Annotated in this window: 16 protein-coding genes; 13 read left to right on the forward strand and 3 right to left on the reverse strand. The window is 51.5% G+C overall.

The features are described 5' to 3' along the window. Positions 1-289: 289 nt before the first annotated feature. The 4 genes from G461_RS0111760 to G461_RS0111775 all read left to right on the forward strand — a co-directional run bounded on the left by G461_RS0111760 (position 290) and on the right by G461_RS0111775 (position 4,884). On the forward strand, positions 290-1,069 hold the full coding sequence (locus tag G461_RS0111760) for a hypothetical protein (protein ID WP_157360295.1): 780 nt from the start codon (positions 290-292) through the stop codon (positions 1,067-1,069). Further along, on the forward strand, positions 1,069-1,905 hold the full coding sequence (locus G461_RS0111765) for a sulfotransferase family protein (RefSeq protein ID WP_026971976.1): 837 nt from the start codon (positions 1,069-1,071) through the stop codon (positions 1,903-1,905). The genes G461_RS0111760 and G461_RS0111765 overlap by 1 nt, the downstream gene beginning before the upstream one ends. A 242-nt stretch (positions 1,906-2,147) precedes the next feature. Beyond that, positions 2,148-3,881, forward strand: a complete 1,734-nt coding sequence (locus G461_RS0111770) for an asparagine synthase-related protein (RefSeq protein WP_169727252.1) — start codon at positions 2,148-2,150, stop codon at positions 3,879-3,881. Continuing rightward, positions 3,865-4,884: a polysaccharide deacetylase family protein gene (locus tag G461_RS0111775; protein ID WP_026971978.1), complete on the forward strand. Its 1,020-nt coding sequence runs from the start codon at positions 3,865-3,867 to the stop codon at positions 4,882-4,884. Before G461_RS0111770 ends, G461_RS0111775 begins: the two co-directional genes overlap by 17 nt. Here G461_RS0111775 and G461_RS0111780 read toward each other — a convergent pair. The 3 genes from G461_RS0111780 to G461_RS0111790 are packed head-to-tail and all read right to left on the reverse strand — an operon-like array spanning position 4,870 to position 9,450. After that, positions 4,870-7,134 carry a GNAT family N-acetyltransferase gene (locus G461_RS0111780; RefSeq protein WP_026971979.1) on the reverse strand — a complete coding sequence of 755 codons (2,265 nt, stop codon included), beginning with the start codon at positions 7,132-7,134 and terminating at the stop codon, positions 4,870-4,872. The genes G461_RS0111775 and G461_RS0111780 overlap by 15 nt on opposite strands. Further along, on the reverse strand, positions 7,115-8,005 hold the full coding sequence (locus tag G461_RS0111785; protein ID WP_026971980.1) for an XrtA system polysaccharide deacetylase: 891 nt from the start codon (positions 8,003-8,005) through the stop codon (positions 7,115-7,117). Before G461_RS0111785 ends, G461_RS0111780 begins: the two co-directional genes overlap by 20 nt. A gap of 44 nt (positions 8,006-8,049) precedes the next feature. Then, complete coding sequence (locus tag G461_RS0111790) at positions 8,050-9,450, reverse strand: TIGR03013 family XrtA/PEP-CTERM system glycosyltransferase (protein ID WP_084429173.1); 1,401 nt, start codon at positions 9,448-9,450, stop codon at positions 8,050-8,052. Positions 9,451-9,701: 251 nt separating this feature from the next. Here G461_RS0111790 and G461_RS0111795 point away from each other — a divergent pair, with 251 nt between their 5' ends. From G461_RS0111795 to G461_RS25880, 9 genes are all read left to right on the forward strand, one after another. Next, the gene (locus G461_RS0111795) at positions 9,702-10,349 is read left to right on the forward strand and encodes an XrtA/PEP-CTERM system exopolysaccharide export protein (protein WP_425393822.1); all 648 of its coding nucleotides are present in this window, start codon (positions 9,702-9,704) and stop codon (positions 10,347-10,349) included. 14 nt (positions 10,350-10,363) lie between these two features. Then, entirely contained in the window at positions 10,364-11,926 is a 1,563-nt protein-coding gene (locus G461_RS24070) for an XrtA system polysaccharide chain length determinant (protein ID WP_035480129.1), read from the forward strand. Further along, positions 11,923-12,798, forward strand: coding sequence for an XrtA-associated tyrosine autokinase (locus tag G461_RS0111805; protein ID WP_026971983.1), 876 nt, complete (start codon positions 11,923-11,925; stop codon positions 12,796-12,798). The genes G461_RS24070 and G461_RS0111805 overlap by 4 nt, the downstream gene beginning before the upstream one ends. After that, on the forward strand, positions 12,776-14,239 hold the full coding sequence (locus G461_RS0111810; protein WP_169727253.1) for an outer membrane beta-barrel protein: 1,464 nt from the start codon (positions 12,776-12,778) through the stop codon (positions 14,237-14,239). The genes G461_RS0111805 and G461_RS0111810 overlap by 23 nt, the downstream gene beginning before the upstream one ends. Beyond that, positions 14,240-15,301 (forward strand): XrtA/PEP-CTERM system-associated ATPase, encoded by a 1,062-nt coding sequence (locus G461_RS0111815; RefSeq protein WP_026971985.1) that lies wholly within the window; start codon positions 14,240-14,242, stop codon positions 15,299-15,301. It abuts the gene before it with no gap. Between the two features lie 20 nt (positions 15,302-15,321). Further along, positions 15,322-17,424 (forward strand): XrtA/PEP-CTERM system histidine kinase PrsK, encoded by a 2,103-nt coding sequence (gene prsK, locus G461_RS0111820; RefSeq protein ID WP_026971986.1) that lies wholly within the window; start codon positions 15,322-15,324, stop codon positions 17,422-17,424. Further along, positions 17,421-18,773 carry a PEP-CTERM-box response regulator transcription factor gene (gene prsR / locus G461_RS0111825; RefSeq protein ID WP_026971987.1) on the forward strand — a complete coding sequence of 451 codons (1,353 nt, stop codon included), beginning with the start codon at positions 17,421-17,423 and terminating at the stop codon, positions 18,771-18,773. Before prsK ends, prsR begins: the two co-directional genes overlap by 4 nt. 20 nt (positions 18,774-18,793) lie before the next feature. Continuing rightward, positions 18,794-19,249: an acyl-CoA thioesterase gene (locus G461_RS0111830; protein WP_026957787.1), complete on the forward strand. Its 456-nt coding sequence runs from the start codon at positions 18,794-18,796 to the stop codon at positions 19,247-19,249. 152 nt (positions 19,250-19,401) lie between these two features. Beyond that, positions 19,402-19,560 (forward strand): transposase (locus G461_RS25880; RefSeq protein ID WP_211236271.1); only part of this gene is annotated, 159 nt, incomplete at its 3' end.

The following is a 19,560-nucleotide window of genomic DNA, read 5'->3' on the forward strand; positions in this document are numbered from 1 at the left end:
TGCCAGAGAAAAGTCCCCTTTATCAGAGGGGTAGACTACCTGTCTTAGTTTTTTGAAATGTTCCGGGTTGCGCAGTTTAAATAACCAAAAGCGCGTTTCCTTGGAACAGCAACGATGATATAAATCCCTTATCAACATCTGCATCAGCCTGAAGTCCCTTAGGGGCTAAGTTACACCATCAGCCGGATGCTATCTACTCTCATTGTGGGACTTAAAAGGAATGTTTGTCTCGGATGCTTTGGTTTATGCAGAGATGCATAAGACCGCGTGCAGTCATATAGGGAAGTTGTTGCGCCACTGTTTGCAGGGAGAGCAAATCGGTAAGCACAATCGTATTCCCGCTGATCTTCAAAGCCGCTTTGTGTTGGGCTCGATTCGTAACCCTTGGGACTGGTATGTCTCGTTGTGGGGCTATGGCTGCGATGCCAAGGGCAGCGTGTATGCCCAAACCGGCCGTAAGCTGCATTGGCCCTACTATCGCCATCAACTGCCCAACGAAATGGGCCTGCCAGCCTTTAGCTGGGGCTACACCGCGCGGCAGGCGTGGCATGATTTGTCGATCCCGGTGGAGCGCTGGCGCGAGGTCTACAGCGACTCGCGTGATGTGGAGGCCTTTCGCCGCTGGCTGAAGTTAATGTTCGACCCTGAGCGGGCCTTGGATGTGGGCGAGGGCTACGGTTTTAGCGCTCTGTCATCTGAGGCGGGCTTGATGTCCTACCGCTTCTTCAAGCTCTTTAGCAGCATCGACCAAAAGATGTATCAGTCGGGCGTTGATGCCAGTTTGCCGGGGCTCCAACAGCTTTGGGAGCAGCATGGCTTTGTGGATTTCTTTATTCGCCAAGAGCAGCTTAGCGACGACTTCTACCAAGCCTTGGACAAGGCTGAGGTGGAGCTGGATCAGCAGAAACAGCAACAGCTGGCTGAGATGGTCAACACCAAAACCAATATCTCTTCGCGCAGCTCCGCCAGCGATTACTACGACGATGAGTCGGTAGCGCTGGTGGCCAAACGCGAGGCCTTTATTATCGACAAGTTTAACTATCAACCACCGGAGGGTTGTGCGCTGTGATGAAGGGAACCCGCCTGCGCAAAGTCTCGCGAGAAGCGCTCGGCAATATTCTGCGAGAAGTGAAGATTGGCTTAAAGCCGACCCCCAAGCCGGATAAGTGGCTGTTCCTGGTGGGCTGCTACAACTCAGGCACTACCTTGCTATCGGATCTCATGGGGCGCCACCCGCAGATGTCGGCGCTGCCCACCGAAGGGCACTTTATCACCGATCAGTTCCCCAAAGATTATGAGATGGGCGTGCCCCGCATGTGGGTCGATCGGGAAGATGTGTTTTGTTTGGATGAAAACGACGAGGGCCCGGATGTACTACGCATCAAGAAAGAGTGGGGCATGCGACTCGACCTTAGCAAGCCGGTGCTGGTAGAGAAATCGCCGCCGAACACCGCCCGAATGCTGTGGCTGGCCAAGCACTTTGAGAACCCACATTTTGTCGGCATTGTGCGCGATGGCTACGCGGTGGCCGAGGGGATCTCACGCAAGGGCGACCCGCAATCCATCGCCGAAGGCTGGCCCATCGAGAAGTCCGCCTGGCAGTGGGCGCGCAGCAACCAGCTGATGCTGGAGTACGCCGAGAAGCTGGATAAGTTCCTATTGGTCAAATATGAAGATCTGATGGAGAACCCGCAATACCATCTTGATCAGATCGCCGCGTTTGTTGGTCTTGATCCCTTCCCCACCCTTAGCGAAGGGGCTGAGTTTGCCATCCACGAGCGCAAGGAAGGCCTAAAGAACATGAATCAGCAAAGCGTCGATAAACTCTCTTCAGAGCAAATCGCTGTGGTTAATCAGGTCGCAGGGAGTATGTTAAAGCGCTTAGGGTATCCAATATTGGGCTAGATGCCTTACTGTGTTTAGTGAGAAGAGCTTGTCGGGAGTTGGGTTTTCTCGTCGCTATGGTAAAGCCGGCTGCAGTACAGCAAAACGACGCGTGTAACGTGGTTAACCAACTAGTGTAGCCAGACTGGCTTGGAGAGTACTTCAGATGTGCTGTCGAAGCGATGGTAATTGGCAGTTTTGTTCACTGAGTTAGGAGAATTATCATGGCAGAAGGTGCGTGAGTGGTGATGCGGATCTGTATAGTGAAAAGTGGCCCCCGGCCTGATGGTGAGGACTGGAAGCCATATGGAAAGCTTGTATCCAGCGCTCAAGTTTACGTCGCAGCAAAATACTTCGCTGAGCTTGCTGATGGTCGTTGGATAGCGTTGAGTCAGTTACCTATTGATTGTGACTGTGAAGATCTGCTGAAGCAGTTTGCTGCCAAAGGGATTCAGTGTATTGAGGATCAGCTAGGTAATTATTGTGGTGTTTACAGTGAGCCTGATCGGGGGCTGACAGTATTTCGCGATGTTTGCAGTAGTTCAAAACTCTATTATCAAGACTGTGGACGATATTCGCTGATCTCGAGCAACTGGCGAGATCCTCTTTTTACCTATGGGGGGCAAGTAAGTAAGCCGGGATTGGATGCCTGCTTATTGTATCGAGTACAGCCTTGTGAGCACACCCTACTCACCAATCTGTCCGGGCTTGCTGTTGATTCATGTCTATGTATTTGTCCCGAAGGAAAGTTCCAACAGCGCAGTCTAAATCGATATCAACCTCTGAGACGTCCCCACGCTTCCAGCTATAGTGACCAGCAGTTAAAAGACGAAATCAAACAGAATATTTTGCTCCAATATCAGCGGGCTTACACCCAACATAAAGAAGTCGCAGTGTTACTAAGTGGCGGGGTCGACTCATTTTTGCTTTGTGCTTTGGCTCAACAAGTGTTTGATAGAGTTTTAGCGTATACACCTTATTGGAAAGAGGGAAGTAATCCTGAGTTAGAGCGTGCTAAGCAGTTGGCTGCAGCCATTGGGGTTGAGCAGCGTTTAGTTGAATTTGATCCTGTATCTGTACCTGAAGTCTTGTCGCGCTTAGTCAATACAACAGGTGGAGCAGTGCGAAACTTTAGCTCGATAGTGCTAGATACCTGTATTCAGCGGTTAGCTTCGGAGCATGGTTTGGTTGTCTACGGTGAGTATGCAGATACCCTGTTCGGTAGTAATACGATTCGGCGTTGTTTGATTGATAGTCGCTATACACGGATTTTGAACTGGCTAATACCCAATGCTGTTACTCCGCTAATTCGTCGGATAGGAGGGAAGTTTCGAGTGGCTATGGATCTGCGAGAATCCTCGCCTTTGCAAAAAGGCCTTAATTTGTTCGCTTGCTCTGACTATCAGGGGTTTTCTGAGTTGCTCCAGCGCTTGGGGCTTGGCCACGGCGAGCCTACGAATGTTTTTGCCTGGTCTGAGCCTATGGATGAGCAAATGCAGTTCTATCGCTGCCAAGAGATGGCTTTGTCTCTTGATGTTTATCAACACATGGTTGAGATAGAGTCATCAGCCAGTCACTGGGGAGTAAAGGTACTAACTCCTTTCTCGAACCAAGAGATGCTGCAGCTTTCATCCAAGCTTAGTTATGTCCAGTACTTTGGGCGCTCAGAGCTATCTGTTTTCAAAAACTTTCGTCGTGATACCAGTTTGGAAGTAAAGCCATTACTGCGTGAGTTGGCCTGTGAGTTTTGTTCACCAAGCTTAATCTACGCCAGAAAGTACGGATTTAATGTTCCCTTCTCAAGGTGGCTGGCGGAGCCACTAGCCGAGTCAGTCGCTAAGCTTGTTGAACAAGGATGGCTCAGCGAGCGGGTATCATCCCCCTACTCAGAACACGATTGTGAACGGCTGTGGACCTTGTTATGTTTAAACATACAATTTCAGGCCATGGGATGGCTCGGCGTCAATATAGAGAGTAATCGTGATACTAAAGGGTAAAACTCTTTGGTTACATTGGGCGCAGAAGCTACCGATACATGGTTGGTTGGGGGACTTCTGTCCGATTTTTGTGCTGCATAGAGTCGCCGGAGATAATGCGCCAGGCCAAGAGCATTTGCATCAACCGGAGTACTTAGAGTGGTGTCTCTCTTATTTGCAGTCAGAGGGGTATCAAGCGATCTCGCTAGATGAGTTACTCCATTGCCGCCGTAGTCAGCAAAAACTTCCAAAAAAGCCGGTGGTATTTACTGTCGATGATGGGTTTGTTGACAATATAGTCGATTCGGGGGGGCTGTTCGCTAAGTACCAAGTGCCCCTTACCTGCTTTGTTATCTCTGGGTTTGTTGCAGAGGAGCTTTGGCCCTGGGATGATCAGTTGAAATACTTGTTTCAGCGGGCTGAATGCTTACCATCAGCGTTTAAGCTACCAGGAGGGGGGGTATTTGAAGTACTACCAACATTGGATCACAAGGACCAGTTGCGAGCCCTACGTAATCGCTTGAAGCGAGTGGATCAGAGGGCCATTTACCCATGGCTGGAGCATCAATATATGTTGCTTGGAATACCCTACCCGAAACAGCCTCCAGCTGGTTATCGCCCTGCTAAACTGAGCCAGCTTGAGTTGTTTATCCAACAAGGACACACGGTGTGTGCTCATACCCATTCGCATAGGATTTTAAGTCAACTCGAGGCCGTTGAGGCTAAGTGGGAAGTTCAGCACTCTTATACATGGTTAACAGCACACCTTAGCAAGATAGGACGTACTTTTGCTTACCCGACAGGGCGGGGCGGGGATTTCAATTTTGAGCATCAACAACTGATCGAGTCTTTAGGTTTTACTGGTGCTGTCTCAACTGAGGCGCGAACTCATTGCTTGGGTGATTCTCTTTATGCACTCCCTCGCTTACCTCTTCCTGAGGAGCCTTATCAATTTATCCAATACCTGAGTTATATCGAAGTATTCAAACAGCGGATCCGCAGCGGTTTTCTATCCTTTGGCTAGAGTGAAGCGCTGATTGAGTTTTCTAGCTAAACCCACAAAAATTCGCCGAGTTAACGTTATTAGAGCTCGAAATAATTCTCTAGTGGCTGGCCATGGATCATCGTGAGAATAGATAGCCCAAACAACAGGGCCAGACAATATCTGCCGATAAACACTTAACACTGAGCTAATGGCTTCCCGATCTTCGATACGCGCAGTGAAATCGCTCATGGTATGCAGAAAATAGTATCCCAACCTCTGTTTCGGTAGCTTTGCGTAGCAGTGCCCTGTGAGGACTTGGTATCCGCTAAATAGATTGTTCACCCCGCACGCTGAATCAAACCAGTTACACATCCCAAGCCGAGGGTTCGTTTCGATGTAGCAGTAGCGATCCCGCTCGGCATCATACTTAAACTCCCACATGCCCGGTCCCACATAGCCCAGTGCCTTGCCAAGTTCTGCCACCTGGCGTTTCACTTCGGCATTGTCGTTGCTGTAGGCGGAGGAGGTGACGCCAAAATGGGAGGGGGAGGTGCCAAGGCGCTGGAAGGTGAAGGCCGAGATCATCTCATGCTGCTCATCGAAGGTAGCATTACAAACCCACAGGGCATCATCACCACCGGGGATCACCTCTTGCGCGATAAAGTGATCGAACTGGCCGCTAAAGCGTTGATAGAACTGTTCCAACTCGGCCTTATTGGTTGCGATATAATTTTTGGCACCGAGCAAGGCGTAGTCGGGATAGTTGCGTGGCTTAATGATGATCGGCAGCGGTAGCGCATCAAACGGACGCTCACCGAGCGGCTCTGCCACCGACTCGGGCAGGGTGACCGAGGTGGGGGCGAGCAGCTGAAGCTCTTGGCTCTTGTCGTTGAGCTGTTCGATAAGCTCGGAGCCGGGCACCAGGCAAAGCACATTGCTGGGCAGTTGCTCGCGGTAATTCTGCAAGAAATTCGCGGCCCGATCGGAGCAGGCAAAGATTGGCAGCGGGGTGCGATAGTCGGTGGCGAGCTTACGCAATAGCTCCAGTAGCTGAGTCTCCCACTCCGGGCTGAATGACAGGTAGTGCTTCTCTGCCGGATGGCGGCTAGCGGCACCGGTGTCTTTGGGGGAGGGGAAGACGCACAGGCTGCCAATACGAGCCTGATGCAGCGATTTAATCGCGCCGAGGCCATTCAGTCCATTGGCCAGTACGATTGCGTAACGTTGGTAGTGGCTGTGATCCTGAATATGTTGTTGATGCTGACGGCGCAGCCACAGCCGCAACAGGTACTCGCGAAGTAGCCCTTGTCCCTGCTGGCTACAGAGCCTGCCGCTTAGGTAGCGTTGGTGGGTACTCACTCGCTGTTTGTACTCTTCCAGCCCTCGCAGAAAGTTAACTGAGCAAAGCCCCTGTTGCTGGTAGTGCTCCAGCATGGCCAGTAGCAACATGATGCCAATCCCAAAACGACTAAAGCGGTTATCGAAGCCGGTGAGATAGTGCAGCAGTTCCCCATTGTGAAAGAAGCCCACATGGATGGCGGCGATCTCGCCGTCGATGCACAGATAGGAGCACTCCAGTGATTCCTCTAGCTGTTGGAACAACGCGCGAACCTCTGTGCGGGAGCCCGCTTGGTTTAGTTTGTTCTCGCCATAGCGCTGCTGATTGAGTTGTAGGGCACGCTCTAGTGCATCCTCAGTCAGCGGCTGCTGCAGCTTTATCTCTAACTGGTGGCTTTGTTCTAACTGTTTTCTACGGGTGCGGGCATTGCGTTTGAGCTTGGAGGAGAGCTTGAGCTTGTCGAAGGCGCAGTGCAGGGTGGGGTAGTCGGGAAGTGCGTGGCCGCGATAGTCCTCGGGTTGATGGTTGAGGATCTGCTCGAGTGCGGATCCGGGTAACAGCAAGTCGATGGCCAAGGTTTGTGGCAGTTTGCTGGCGCGAAAATAGTCCCAGAATCTTGCAGAAAACGCCGCGATATCGATAGAGGGATCCAGCAGACACTCGTGGTAATCGGAGAACAACTGACACAGATGCTGCAAGCTGGGGAAGCGAAACTTCCTGCTTAATATCCGCTCTTGTAACGGCAAGGCAAATACCAAATCTTGCCCGTGGTAGCCGCAAATAATCCGTGGAGCTGGGCTGCTATGGAACTGATGCCGGCACCAGGCATAGCTGATAAAGATGCTGCCACGGCTGCGCTGTTGCAACATCTCCCAGTCTCCCTGCAAGGCCTCAAAGGCGGCAGCGTCGCTGATCAGCTTGAAGTGTAAACTAGGCGTGTGAGAGTCCATTTGCCACCTGCTGCCAACTACTGAGGGTGGGGTATTGCTGATTGAGGTAGATCTCACTCATGCTCAGCCATTGGCGACTGCCACAAAGCCGTTGTAGCTTGCTCAGGGCACTGCCTTGATTGACATGGTGACGGAACGAGGACTTGGCGTTGCTCTTAATCCGTGGTTGCTTGGGGTCAAATTCCCAAGGGTGGGTATAGAAATTGATCGGGCCCAATTGGTTGTCTGCGCGGCGCTGCAGTGCCATAAACAGCCAGTATGGCAATAGGCGGAAGTAGCCGCCTCCGCCGATGGGAATGCTGCGGCTACCCAGTTGAGTGGTCGTCACTGGGATCTCCAGCAGGCCATTTTCTAGATAATACGGATGGCGGGGAGCCAAGGGCACGCCATACAGGTCGTGGTTGATTGGGTAGCTGCTGGAACTGTAACGGTATCCGGCCGCGAGGATCTCATCGTGCGCCCACTCATTGTCTGCTGATATCGAAAAGCAGGGCGCGCGAAAGCCGACTACAGGCTGAGCGGTCAGGTCTTCCAGACGTGCCTTGGCACTGCGAATATCGTCGCTAAACTGTTGGCGGTTTTGCTTGGACAGGTGCTGGTGCATGTAACCATGGCTACCCAGTTCATGGCCTTGAGCCAAGATATCTTTGATGACTTGCGGGTGATGCTCGGCAATCCATCCCAGCGTGAAAAAGGTGGCTTTGGTGGCCGTGACGTCGAACACTTCCAAGATTGAGTCAATCTGCCCGCGTAAACGGCTTTCAAACGCCTGCCATTGCGAGGGGCGCACGTCATTGCTAAAGGCTTCGACCTGAAAGTACTCCTCCACGTCTACAGTCATCGCTGCTTTATCGGAATGTTGGCCAGCCATTAGCGACCACTCCCGTTGGTGACCTGTGTCTGCATCTGAGTTACTTAACGTCCTTTACCGAAGAGTACGATCTCAGCGGTTCTCACCAGGATCAGTAGATCCAGTAAGAAGCTGCGGTGTTTGATGTAGTAAAGGTCGAACTTCAGCTTCTCCAGCGAGTCCGCTTCACTGCTGCCATAGGGGTATTTTAGCTGGGCCCAGCCGGTGAGCCCGGGCTTCACGTTGTGGCGTTGGTTGTAGTATGGAATGTTCAGCACCAGCTCTTTGACAAAGGCAGGGCGCTCGGGCCGCGGACCGACAAAGCCCATATCGCCGCGAAATACATTGTATAGCTGAGGCAGCTCGTCGATTCGATACTTACGAATGAAGTTACCCACCTTGGTTACCCGAGGGTCTTCTTTTTGCGCCCACTTGGCACCATCCCGCTCTGCGTCAGTACGCATACTACGGAATTTGTAGATGTTGAATGGGCGCCCGTTCAGTCCGATCCGTTCCTGAGAGTAAAGCACCGGGGCTTTGAGCCCTTCTTCCAGCTTGATGAAGATAATGGTGAGCAGCATCATCGGCCAGGTGAGCAGTGACACCACCATTGCGAGCACGGTATTGAAGATCCAATCCAGCGAGCTGCGCAGATAGTTAGTGGACTGGAAGCCGTTGCTGTAGATAACCCACGATGGATAGATAAGGTTAACTGCAATCTGCCCCGACTCGCGCTCGATAAAGTCGATGATGTCGGTGATCTCGATGCCGCGCAGTTTACATAGGAACAAACTGTCTACTGGGAGGTTAGTGCGTCGCTCGTCGGCGGCGATCACGATCTCTTCAATCCCATTGGTGAGCACGTAGGCCTCGATGGGTTGATCGAGTTCGATCAGGGTTTCGCTTTTGATGCCTTCTGCTGAGTCTCCGGGCATTTTAACAAAACCAACCAGCTCGAAGCTGACTCGGTCTGCCTTACGGCGCATCCGCCGTTCAATAATGCTGGCGCGCTCACCGGCTCCCAGCACTAACACCCGCTTGCGGCCTAAATGTTCGTACTGCATCTTGAGCGCGAAGAAGCGAGTAAAGGTGAGGCCGATCATTGCACCCGCATACAAGAATTCGCGGAAGTTACCATCGACTACAGTCAGCGGAGAAATAACGTAAATAACTGAAGATACAAAATATCCCAACGCAACGCTGACCACTAATCGGCGAATTACACCGCGGAAAGTTTCGCGAATTTTTTGGTTATATAAACCTACTGCTAATATGGATAATTGAATAGGGAGTACGAAACAAAACAGCTGAATAATAAAGTTGCTGTTGAAATACTCAGGGGTAGCTGTACCGGAAAGTCGCAGCACTTCCATGGCAATCATCATGATGCCGGTAAGTACTAAAAACTCGGTAACGACGATAGCCCGGCTACCCGGATCCAGATTATGAAACTTTGTTCCTGCCACGCTTCTTCCTTGAAACCAACTGGAGTCTGTAATAAGTCTTTAATTAATAAAGATTAACTTGGCCGTATAAAGTTAGCCAATTGTGAAGGTTCATGCAATCTATAAACAGCATGTTGAACTAAGCACCCGAGAGTTTCAACAACACTTACTAAAATGTTTTACTTTTAAACGGATTGCACACTATCATGAACGTATAGAACTGTGTAACAACTAACTAAGTTCTTGAATCAGAAGCGTAATGGAATATGGCTATGACTGACATGAAAGGATTTGTGCGCCCGTTGCTGGTGCTGTTAATGAGCGCTATGGGCTTAGTGGCCTGCTCTAGCAGTAGTAACTTACCCCCACTACCCAGTGCAACTGTTGTTCCCTCTCTCACCTCTGATCCGGCCGAATATCAGTATCTGATTGGTCCGGGTGATGAGCTAAGCATCTTTGTTTGGCGTAACCCCGAAATCTCAGGCACCTTTATTGTTCGACCCGATGGAATGGTGTCCACCTCCTTGGTTGAAGACATTAAGGTCTCCGGTAAAACCCCCAGCCAGGTTGCCCGCGAGATTGAAGATGTGCTGTCGCAGTTTATCCGCGATCCCATTGTGACCGTGAGCATGGAAGAGTTCTTCGGTCCTTACAGCGAACAGGTGCGGGTGATTGGTGAAGCGTCTCAACCGCAGGCTATTGCGTACCGCGAGAATATGACCTTGTTGGATGTGATGGTTGCTGTCGGCGGTTTGACCGAGTTTGCCAATGGCGATGCAGCGACCTTAGTGCGAGTGGTAAACGGCACGCAACTGTCTTACCGAGTTGAGATCGCCCGTTTGATTCAGGATGGGGATATTAATGCTAATGTCGACATCTTGCCGGGCGACATCATTATTATTCCTGAATCGTGGTTCTAGAGGCTTCGCTGTTGATGCAAGAACAACTGGATGATCTGCTCCACTACCTTAGAGGGGTGTGGCTAAAGCGCCGCTATATTCTTATCGCTACTTGGTTGTTGTGTCCCATTGGCTGGGTCATGGTCACCATGATGCCTAACCAATATACTTCCGAAGCTCGAGTATATGCTGATACTCGCTCGATGCTTAAGCCGTTATTGAGAGGGTTAGCCTTGGACACCGACCCTGGACAAGAATTGGCGTTGGTGGTTAGGACCTTACTAAGCAGCTCTAATCTAGAGAAAATTGCAAGAGCTAGTGATGCGGATCTTTATGCAAGTACAAGTCAAGAGTATTTGGACTTACTTGATAGTCTCAAGGCAGATATAAAAATTGCTCAGTCGGATAAAGAACGACTCTACACTATAAAGTTCACTGGCTCTTCTCCAAAACAAGTGCAGAGTGTGGTTCAGGCTGTGCTAGATGTATTTGTAGAGAATACTCTTGGAGCCAAACGACTAGACTCTGATCAAGCGACTGTGTTCATCAATCAGCAGATAGACGACTACGAGACTAGGCTCAGTCAAGCAGAAAAGCGACTTGCTGATTTCAAGCGAGAATATGCGGGACTCCTACCTGGCAGCGAACGCGGGTACTACTCCAACTTAGAAGAGGTTCAAAATCAACTTGAAGAGACTCGCCTACAGGTCAGCGAGGTGGAAACTAGGTTGGTTTCCGCCAGAGTACAATTATCATCTGAGGAAGCCATCGTTGCGCAGGCTCGTGAGCAAGTTAGTACTGAATACGATGATCGTTTGCTGGCGCTGCAAACTCGCCTCGATGAACTGAACTTGCGTTACACTGAGCGTCATCCTGATGTAGTTGAAATAAATAGACAAATTATTGCTCTCCAGAAGCAGCAACAACTAGCGATAACTTCGGCTACCGCTAGCACTGCTTTGTTACAAGATTCTGTTGTTTATCAGGGGTTGAAGATAAAGGTTAGTGAATTAGAGAGTGAGCTCGCTTCTTTGCTAGTGAGAGAGGCCCGTTTTCAGTCGCGTTTAGATGAGTGGCAAGCTAAAGCTGAGCAAGTGCCAGATGTAGAAGCCAAGTTGACTGGTTTGAATCGTAACTATCAGATAACCAAGACTAAGTATGAGGAGCTTTTGGCTCGTCGAGAACAGGCTCTTATCTCCCAAAGCGCTGGTGAAACGACTGATGACATAAAATTTCGAGTTGTTGATCCGCCACTTATTCCTAACAAACCATCTGGTCCCCCTCGCCCCTTGTTGATTGCTGGCGTGCTGATAGCCAGCTTTGGTGTTGGGATAGGAGTGTCCTTCCTAGTGAGTCAAATTAATCCAGTAGTAACAAACGTTCGTCAGTTGTATCAGCTGACGGAGTTCCCTGTTTTAGGTGTCGTTACTGCGACTGCTGCTTCTGGCTTGGAAAAGCACGAACGGCGCAAAACAAATCTTTTTGTTATTTTAAATATGATCTTACTTTGCGTATTTGCGTTGGTTTTTGCTGCAAATGTAGTTCCAAGTCTTCAAAAAACGGTGATGCAAATTGTTCAGGAGATAAACCTGCTATGAGCACGATTGAAAAAGCAATGGAAAAGCTCAAACTTTCAAAGCAGGACGTGACTGAGCGCGACATATCAGTTGCTTCTGATGGTGAAGCCGAACCGCAGGTTAGTAGTAAACCGACTTTGCATATTGATGCTCAATTATTAGAGGAAGCTGGGCTGATTTCAGACTTGCGTGATAGGCAGACGCGACGGACCAGTGATGAGTACCGCAGCATCAAGCGAAAGCTGCTGAAAAGTGCCTCAGATCGAGGGCTAATCCCAGAGCATAAGCGCAATATGATTATGGTCACCAGCGCCAACCCGAAAGAGGGTAAGACCTTTACCTCGATCAACCTGGCGTTGAGTCTGGCACTGGAAAAAGACAAAACGGTGCTGTTGATCGATGCCGATGTTCTCAATCCCAGTATCAATCGGGTGTTAAAACTGGGTCAGCACACCGGGCTGATGGAGTACCTGCTGGGAGAGACCGATGATGTCGGCGACATCATCTATTCCACCAACATTCCAAACCTGCGGATTATGCCTGCAGGTCGCCCTCACCACTTGAGTAACGAGCTGTTATCCAGTGAGCGGATGATTGCGCTTACTCAAGAGTTGAGTAGCCGCTACAACGACCGGATCCTGCTGTTTGATAGCCCTCCGATCCTTGGGGTGAATGAGACGGTAGTGCTGTCGAACTTTATTGGCCAGGCGGTGGTAGTGGTTGAACAAGATAAAGCAAAACTGGCTGCAGTGAATGCAGCGGTGGGCCAGCTTGGGGAAGAAATTGCTATCGGCTTCGTGCTGAACAAAGCAGTGCGTGGCTCGGTAAGCTCTTATGGATACGGATATGGCTATGGATACGGCTACGGATATGAGGATAAAGATAGCGCTTAGTCGGGTTTGTTTAGCGTTATTAGCATGTGGTTACTCGGTAGCAGGTGTTGCTGCTGATGTGAACGTAGAGGCCTTGGTCTCTGCTGAAGCGATCCATAGCGATAACGTTAATCGCAGTGCCGACAAAGAGTCAGGGCAGGTCTTCATCATTGGTGCAGGCCTCAACTCAACCATCACCGGAAACGACGGTGAGCTAGCGCTCGACTACCTCGCCCAGCAGGCGATTTACTCCTACGACTCGGACAAGAACCAGCTCTACCACGAACTCGACTTTAACTCGCGTAAAGGACTGGGAAACAGTGGCGTTTCCGCAGTCTTGGATGCGGGCATGACAACCCTTCCCAATGACTTCAGCAGCAACCCGCTGAGTGATGTGGTCAGTGGCGATCTGGTCCAGCAAAGTAATGTCGATGCTGGACTTGAGTTTGAGTCAAACCCGCGTGGTTGGCTGGATGTCAGAGCCAGCGCTCGAGCCGGCCTCAACTATTACGACGATGAACGTTCCGGTGATAGCCAGCGTTATTCCGGCAACCTGTCGGTCAATAATGGCAGCAAGGCCAAGACGTGGTTCTGGGATCTCTCCAGTAACTACGTCTACCGTGAAGCCCGCGATAGCGACCAAGCAACTGAAAGCGTGAAATACAAGGGCGAACTCGGCCTGCAGCAAATCAGGGGCTGGAGTCCGTTCGTGCGGGGGGTTGGTGAAAGTTACTTCCAAGGCGTGCAAGCCAACAACGATCTGGGAGAGCAAGAGAGCTGGGGTCCTGCTGTGCGTTATTACCCTAGTCGCAATAGCTACCTGGAGCTGAGCTACAACTTTACCCGTGATGACAACGACAACGACGATTATGTGGGTGCCGCGCTGAGCTGGGCTCCCACCTCCAGAACCACCTTATATGCGGAATATGGGCAACGCTTCTTTGGTGATGCCTATGAGTTTTTATTCCAGCATCGTAAACGCCGTTTGACCACCTCGATCTCCTACAACGAAGAGCCGGTCAGCTTTGACCGTGAGTTCTTCACCGACGGTGATGATATTACTCAGTTAAGCCTGCGTCGCTCATTAAGTGCCAGTGTCAGTTTGGCGCTCAAGCGCACCACCTACACCTTTAGCGGCAGACATGTGAGGCAAAAACGCTTGAGTGGCGATCAAATCAATTCAGAGAACATCAATTACGGAGTTGGCTTGTCTATCTCGCACCAGTTAACCCGTGACTGGACCGCTCGAGTAGGGGCCGATTACGACCGCTATGAGCTGGAGAATCAAACCGTTGAGCAGCAGGATGATGATTACTACCGCTTCAACATTGGCTTCGACCAGCGGATCGCGGAAGAGCTGTTCTTGGTCTATAGCTACGCGTTTTCCGACCGTGCATCGAACGTAAGCAGCAGCGAATATCAAGAAAATCGCCTGTCCGTGCAGCTAAGGAAGAATTTCTAGATGTATGAAGCGTTTTTTGGGCTTAGCGACAAGCCATTTAAGCTAAGCCCTGACCCCAAGTTCTTCTTCGCCAGCCCGCACCATGAGCGGGCTATTTCCTATTTGCGTTATGGGCTCTCTCAGGGCGAAGGATTTATCGTGGTCACCGGGCCGATAGGCACCGGCAAGACTACCATCGCGCGCAGCTTGCTAGCCTCGGTGGATGCCTCGATCGTGGCTGCGCAAATCGCGACTACCCGCTTGAATCCAGAAGAGCTGGTGCGCTTGGTGGCGGCGCAGTTTGCCATTGATGTAGATGGACTCAACAAGGCTGAGATCCTCAAGCGCTTTGAGAAGTACCTGCTGACCTTACATCAGCAAGGCAAGCGCGCCTTGTTGGTGGTGGACGAGGCGCAGAACCTGCCCGCCGAAACGGTGGAAGAGCTGCGGATGTTGTCGAACTTTCAACTCGACGATAAGCCGCTGTTCCAAAGCTTCCTACTAGGCCAGGAGGAGCTTAAGCCGATTATTGAGCTGCCGGAGATGGAGCAGTTTCGCCAGCGGATCATCGCCTCTTGTCACCTCAAGCCCTTCGATGGCGAGCAGACTCAGGGCTACATCGAGCACCGCCTCAAGCAGGTGGGCTGGCAGGACAACCCCAAGTTAGATGAGGACATCTTCCCCAAGATCTCCGAGCTGACGAGAGGCATCCCGCGTAAGATCAATATCTTTGCCGATCGCTTGTTCCTGTATGCCTTTTTGGAGGATCTGCACATCATCTCCATGCAAGCAGTGGAAGCGGTTGCTGACGAGATGGGCGGTGAGCTCAGTGGCTCGCTGAATCAGCAAAGCACCGAGCAGCCAGTTGCGTCAGCAGCAAACAACGAGCTGGAGCAAATCCTCGGCGAGCAAGCACCAATCGTTGATATCGATAGCAACCGGATCAAAGCGAACCTGTTGGATGTTTCCAGCTATTTGGAAGAAGTGGTGCTACGTAAGATCAAAATCATTCGCTACCTCGATAAGATGATCGAGAAGAAGCGCAACAGCTTGGTGGAAACCGACAGCGAGTCGGAAGCCTAAGCACAGCATAGGACGCTCACGTGGTTTTACTCGGACTGGCCGGCTTTGCCTTGTCGGCCCTGCTCTATTTGTTTTTTGGCGCACTGCTATTGACGGTGAAGCCTCAGCGTATGCAGCAGGCACTGTTGCTGGCGGTGGGGCTGAGCCTACTGTGGGCCGTGCTGGCCTTGTTGCAGCTGGCTTGGGGCACGCCTCTTTATTTGGTGATGGCTGCAGAGACCCTACGTAACCTCGGCTGGTTTGTGCTGTTGTTAGCGGCGACCTCGCCATCGCTGTGGGTGATGCGTTTCAACTCCTACAGCAGCAAGCGCCAGCGCTTGGTGAGCATTGCGCTACTGGTAGCCTTGCTACAAGCCTTTAACCTGCAGCTGGGCTCGTCGGGGCAATGGGTGTGGTTAGTGGTGCAACTGGCACAAAGCGTGGTGGGGCTGTGGCTGATTGAGCAGCTATATCGCCGCGTTGAACCCTCGATACGCAGCGCTACCAAACCGCTATGTTTAGGCCTAGGCCTGTTGTTTGCGTTTGACTTTACCCTTTACGCCGAGGCCATGCTGACGGCGCGCATCCCGCTAGCTTTCTGGAGTCTTAAAGGGGTAATTGCGATGATCTCGGTGCCGCTGGTGTTGCTTAGCGCTCGCCGGGTTAAGAACTGGTCCACCGAGCTCTACGTCTCGCGAGATGTGGTCTATCACAGCACCTTGCTAATGGTGGCCGGTGGCTACTTGCTGATGATGGCGCTGGTAGGTTATTACATCCGCTATGTGGGCGGTGCATGGGGCTCCTGGGCGCAGCTCGCATTTTTTGCGCTGAGCGGTCTGGTACTGGTGAGCCTGTTCTTATCGGAGAGCTTTCGCAAGAAGGTGAAGGTGCAGATCACCAAACACTTTTTTGCTAATAAGTATGAATATCGTCAGGAGTGGATGAACTTTGCAGCGGTGCTGGAAGAGGGCTCTCAGTCGCCTTATCACGTGGCCTTGCAGGCGATCAATCGCCCCTTTGGTTGCAGCTACACCCTGTTGGCGCTCAAAGAGCAGGGGGAGTTTCGAGTGGTTGCCTCTTACAACACCCGTCAAGATGACCAAGAGGCATTGCGGGTACTGGACGCCTTTGCTGAGTTGGCGCTGAATCAAAATTGGATCATCGATTTAAGTGAGCTGCGCTCCAATCACGATTTGTTGCCCAAATCGGTTAGCGCCAAAGACCTGCAGAGCTTCGAAAAATTTTCCTTGGTGGTACCGATTAAGACCAGTGCCGGCTTCGAGGGCGCGTTTGTCTTATCGCCACCAAGCTCGACTCAGCGGATCAACTGGGAAGATCGGGATTTGCTGCGGGCAATTAGCTATCAGCTTGGGCTGTTCTTGCAGATGCACCATGCTCATCAGGCGCTGGCCGAGAGTCAGCAGTTCGATGCCTTTAACCGAATGTCGGCGTTCTTGGTGCATGATTTGAAAAACGTACTGGCCCAGCTACAACTGCTCAGCAAGAATGCGCTTAAGCACCGCGATAATCCGGAGTTTATCGACGACGCCTTCAGCACCGTGGATTCTGCCGCCCAGCGCTTGGGCAAAGTGGTGGCCCATCTGAGCAATCAGCGCCATCATCAGCAGGCTTTGGAGCGGGTTGATTTGTGTGAGCTCGTCAAAGAGGTGATCAGCCGGCGTGAATCGGGGGTGGTGAGTGTTAGCTTAGCGTGCAACCCCAGTGCCTTGATGCCGATTGAGTGTGAGCGAGAACGCTTTAGTAACGTATTGTCTCACTTGCTGCAAAATGCGGTGGATGCCTGTTTGGCTTCGGACAAGAGTGAGTCAAGGGTGGTGATCTCGGTGGATGCGGCAGAGCCGGGCTACTTTCGCTTAGCCATCACCGACAATGGCATCGGCATGTCTGAGGCGTTTATCGCCGAGCGCTTGTTTAAGCCCTTTGATACCACCAAAGGCAATGCAGGTATGGGGATCGGCGCTTACGATGCGAAGCGCTATGTTCAAGAACTGGGTGGACGCCTAGATGTGTTCAGCGAGGAAGGGGAGGGCTCAACCTTTACTCTCCACCTCCCACAAAGTAATGTTGATAGCGAGCGTTCTGTTGATAGCGAACGTCCTATTGCAAAGGAAATGCGAGAATGACAAAGGAAATACTGCTGGTCGTGGAAGACGACCCGGGCATTCAAAAGCAGATGAAATGGAGCTTCAGCGATTATCAAATCGTGATGGCGCAGGATCGCAGCAGCGCCATTGCCGCGCTACGCCGCCATGAGCCCAAGGTGGTGACGCTTGATTTAGGCCTGCCGCCGGATCCTGCCAATGCCAGCGAGGGGCTAGCTACCCTTCAAGAAATCCTCGAGCTTGCACCGCTTACCAAGATCATCGTGATTACCGGCAACGAGGACAAAGACAACGCGCTGAAGGCGATTGCTATGGGCGCCCACGATTTCTATCAAAAGCCTATCGATGACGACACCATGTCGGTGATTATCCAGCGGGCCTTTTTCGTTGCCAATATTGAGCTCGAGAACGAAGCGCTCAAGCAAAGCTCACTGGATGAAAATGGCTTCTTGGGCCGCTCTCTGCAGATCCAGAAGGTCAGCCGCATGGTCGAGCGGATCGCTCCCACCGAAGTGACCACCTTGCTGCTGGGTGAGAGTGGCACCGGTAAAGAGGTGTTGGCGCGTGCGATTCATCAAAAGAGCCCGCGCAAAGATCAGCCCTTCATTGCCATCAACTGTGCGTCGATCCCCGAAAATCTGCTGGAAAGTGAGCTGTTCGGCTTTGAGCGTGGCGCCTTTACCGGGGCCCATAAAACCACCGAAGGTAAGATTGAGTGCGCCAACGGCGGCACCCTGTTCCTTGATGAGATTGGTGATATGCCCTTCCTGCTACAAGCCAAGATCCTGCGCTTCTTGCAGGAGAAGGTGATAGAGCGGGTGGGCGGACGTAAAGAGATCGCGGTGGATGTGAAGATTGTCTGCGCGACTCACCAGAATCTGGCTCAGATGGTTCAGGAAAAGGCCTTCCGTGAGGATTTGTTCTACCGTATTAGCGAGATGACCATCAATATCCCGCCTCTACGTGAGCGTGACGAAGACGTAGTGATCCTAGCGCGCGCCTTCTTGCACAACTTTAACCGGCAGATGCAGCGCAATGTGGTTGGTTTCTCAGAAGACGCCATCGTGGCCATGAGCAGTTACCACTGGCCGGGCAACATTCGTGAGCTCCAGAACAAGATTAAGTCGGCCTTAATCATGGCTGATAGCAAACTCATCACTGCCGACGACCTGGCACTTAATCTACAAAGTGATGAAGAGCAACCGAAAATGGCGCTTAACCTGCGTCAGGTGCGGGAGCAGGCAGAGAAGCAGGCAGTACTGAAAGCACTGGCCTTAAGCGATGGAAACGTGTCTAATACAGCAAATTTGCTGGGTGTGACGCGTCCCACACTTTATGCGTTGATGGACAAGTACGCCCTGCAGCGGTAATCGAATTTAAGAAGGCAGTAATGGATAAATCTCAAACTGAGATGAATATTTTGGTCACCCCTGAGATGGCCAACTTTTCCGGAAAGATGCATGGTGGCGCCATGCTTAAGAAACTCGATGAAGTGGCATACACCACCGCTATTCAATACAGCGGTCAGTATGCAGTGACCCTGTCGGTGGATCAGGTACTGTTCAAGAGCCCGGTGGAGATTGGTGAGTTTGTCACCTTCTCGGCCTCGGTGAACTATACCGGCCATACCTCCATGGAAGTGGGGATTCGGGTGGTCGCCAAAAACCTGAAAACTCAGGAAGAGCGCCACACCCACTCTTGCTACTTCACCATGGTTGCGGTGGACGAAAAGGGTAAAACCGTTGCCGTGCCGCCGCTCGAGCCAAAAACCGAAGCCGCCAAGCGCCGCTATCAAGCTGCAATGAAGCGCCGGGCGCGCAAGCTGGAAGACCGCCAAGCCGGTTAACCTTGACTAACGGGGCTTTGCGCCCCGTTTTTTATTTTCGGCCCTAAACCACCTACTTCAGTAGGTGGTTATCATCCGGTGAGGCTTTGCCTGAAGACCCGCTCATGCTAAATGCGCCTTTGATTTTTAGCGAAGTCAAAAGGACAAATAACATGAGCAGATACAAGCAAGCATCACACGTATTTTGGCGGTGTCAATATCACATAGTTTGGACGCCCAAGTACCGATTTAGGATATTGAGAAATAATGTAGGGAAAGAAGTCTATCGGTGTATTCAAGTTTACTGTGCTCAGTTGGGATGTGAGGTCGTC

This window comes from Aliagarivorans marinus DSM 23064 (assembly GCF_000429485.1).
Classification (GTDB): Bacteria; Pseudomonadota; Gammaproteobacteria; order Enterobacterales; family Celerinatantimonadaceae; genus Aliagarivorans; species Aliagarivorans marinus.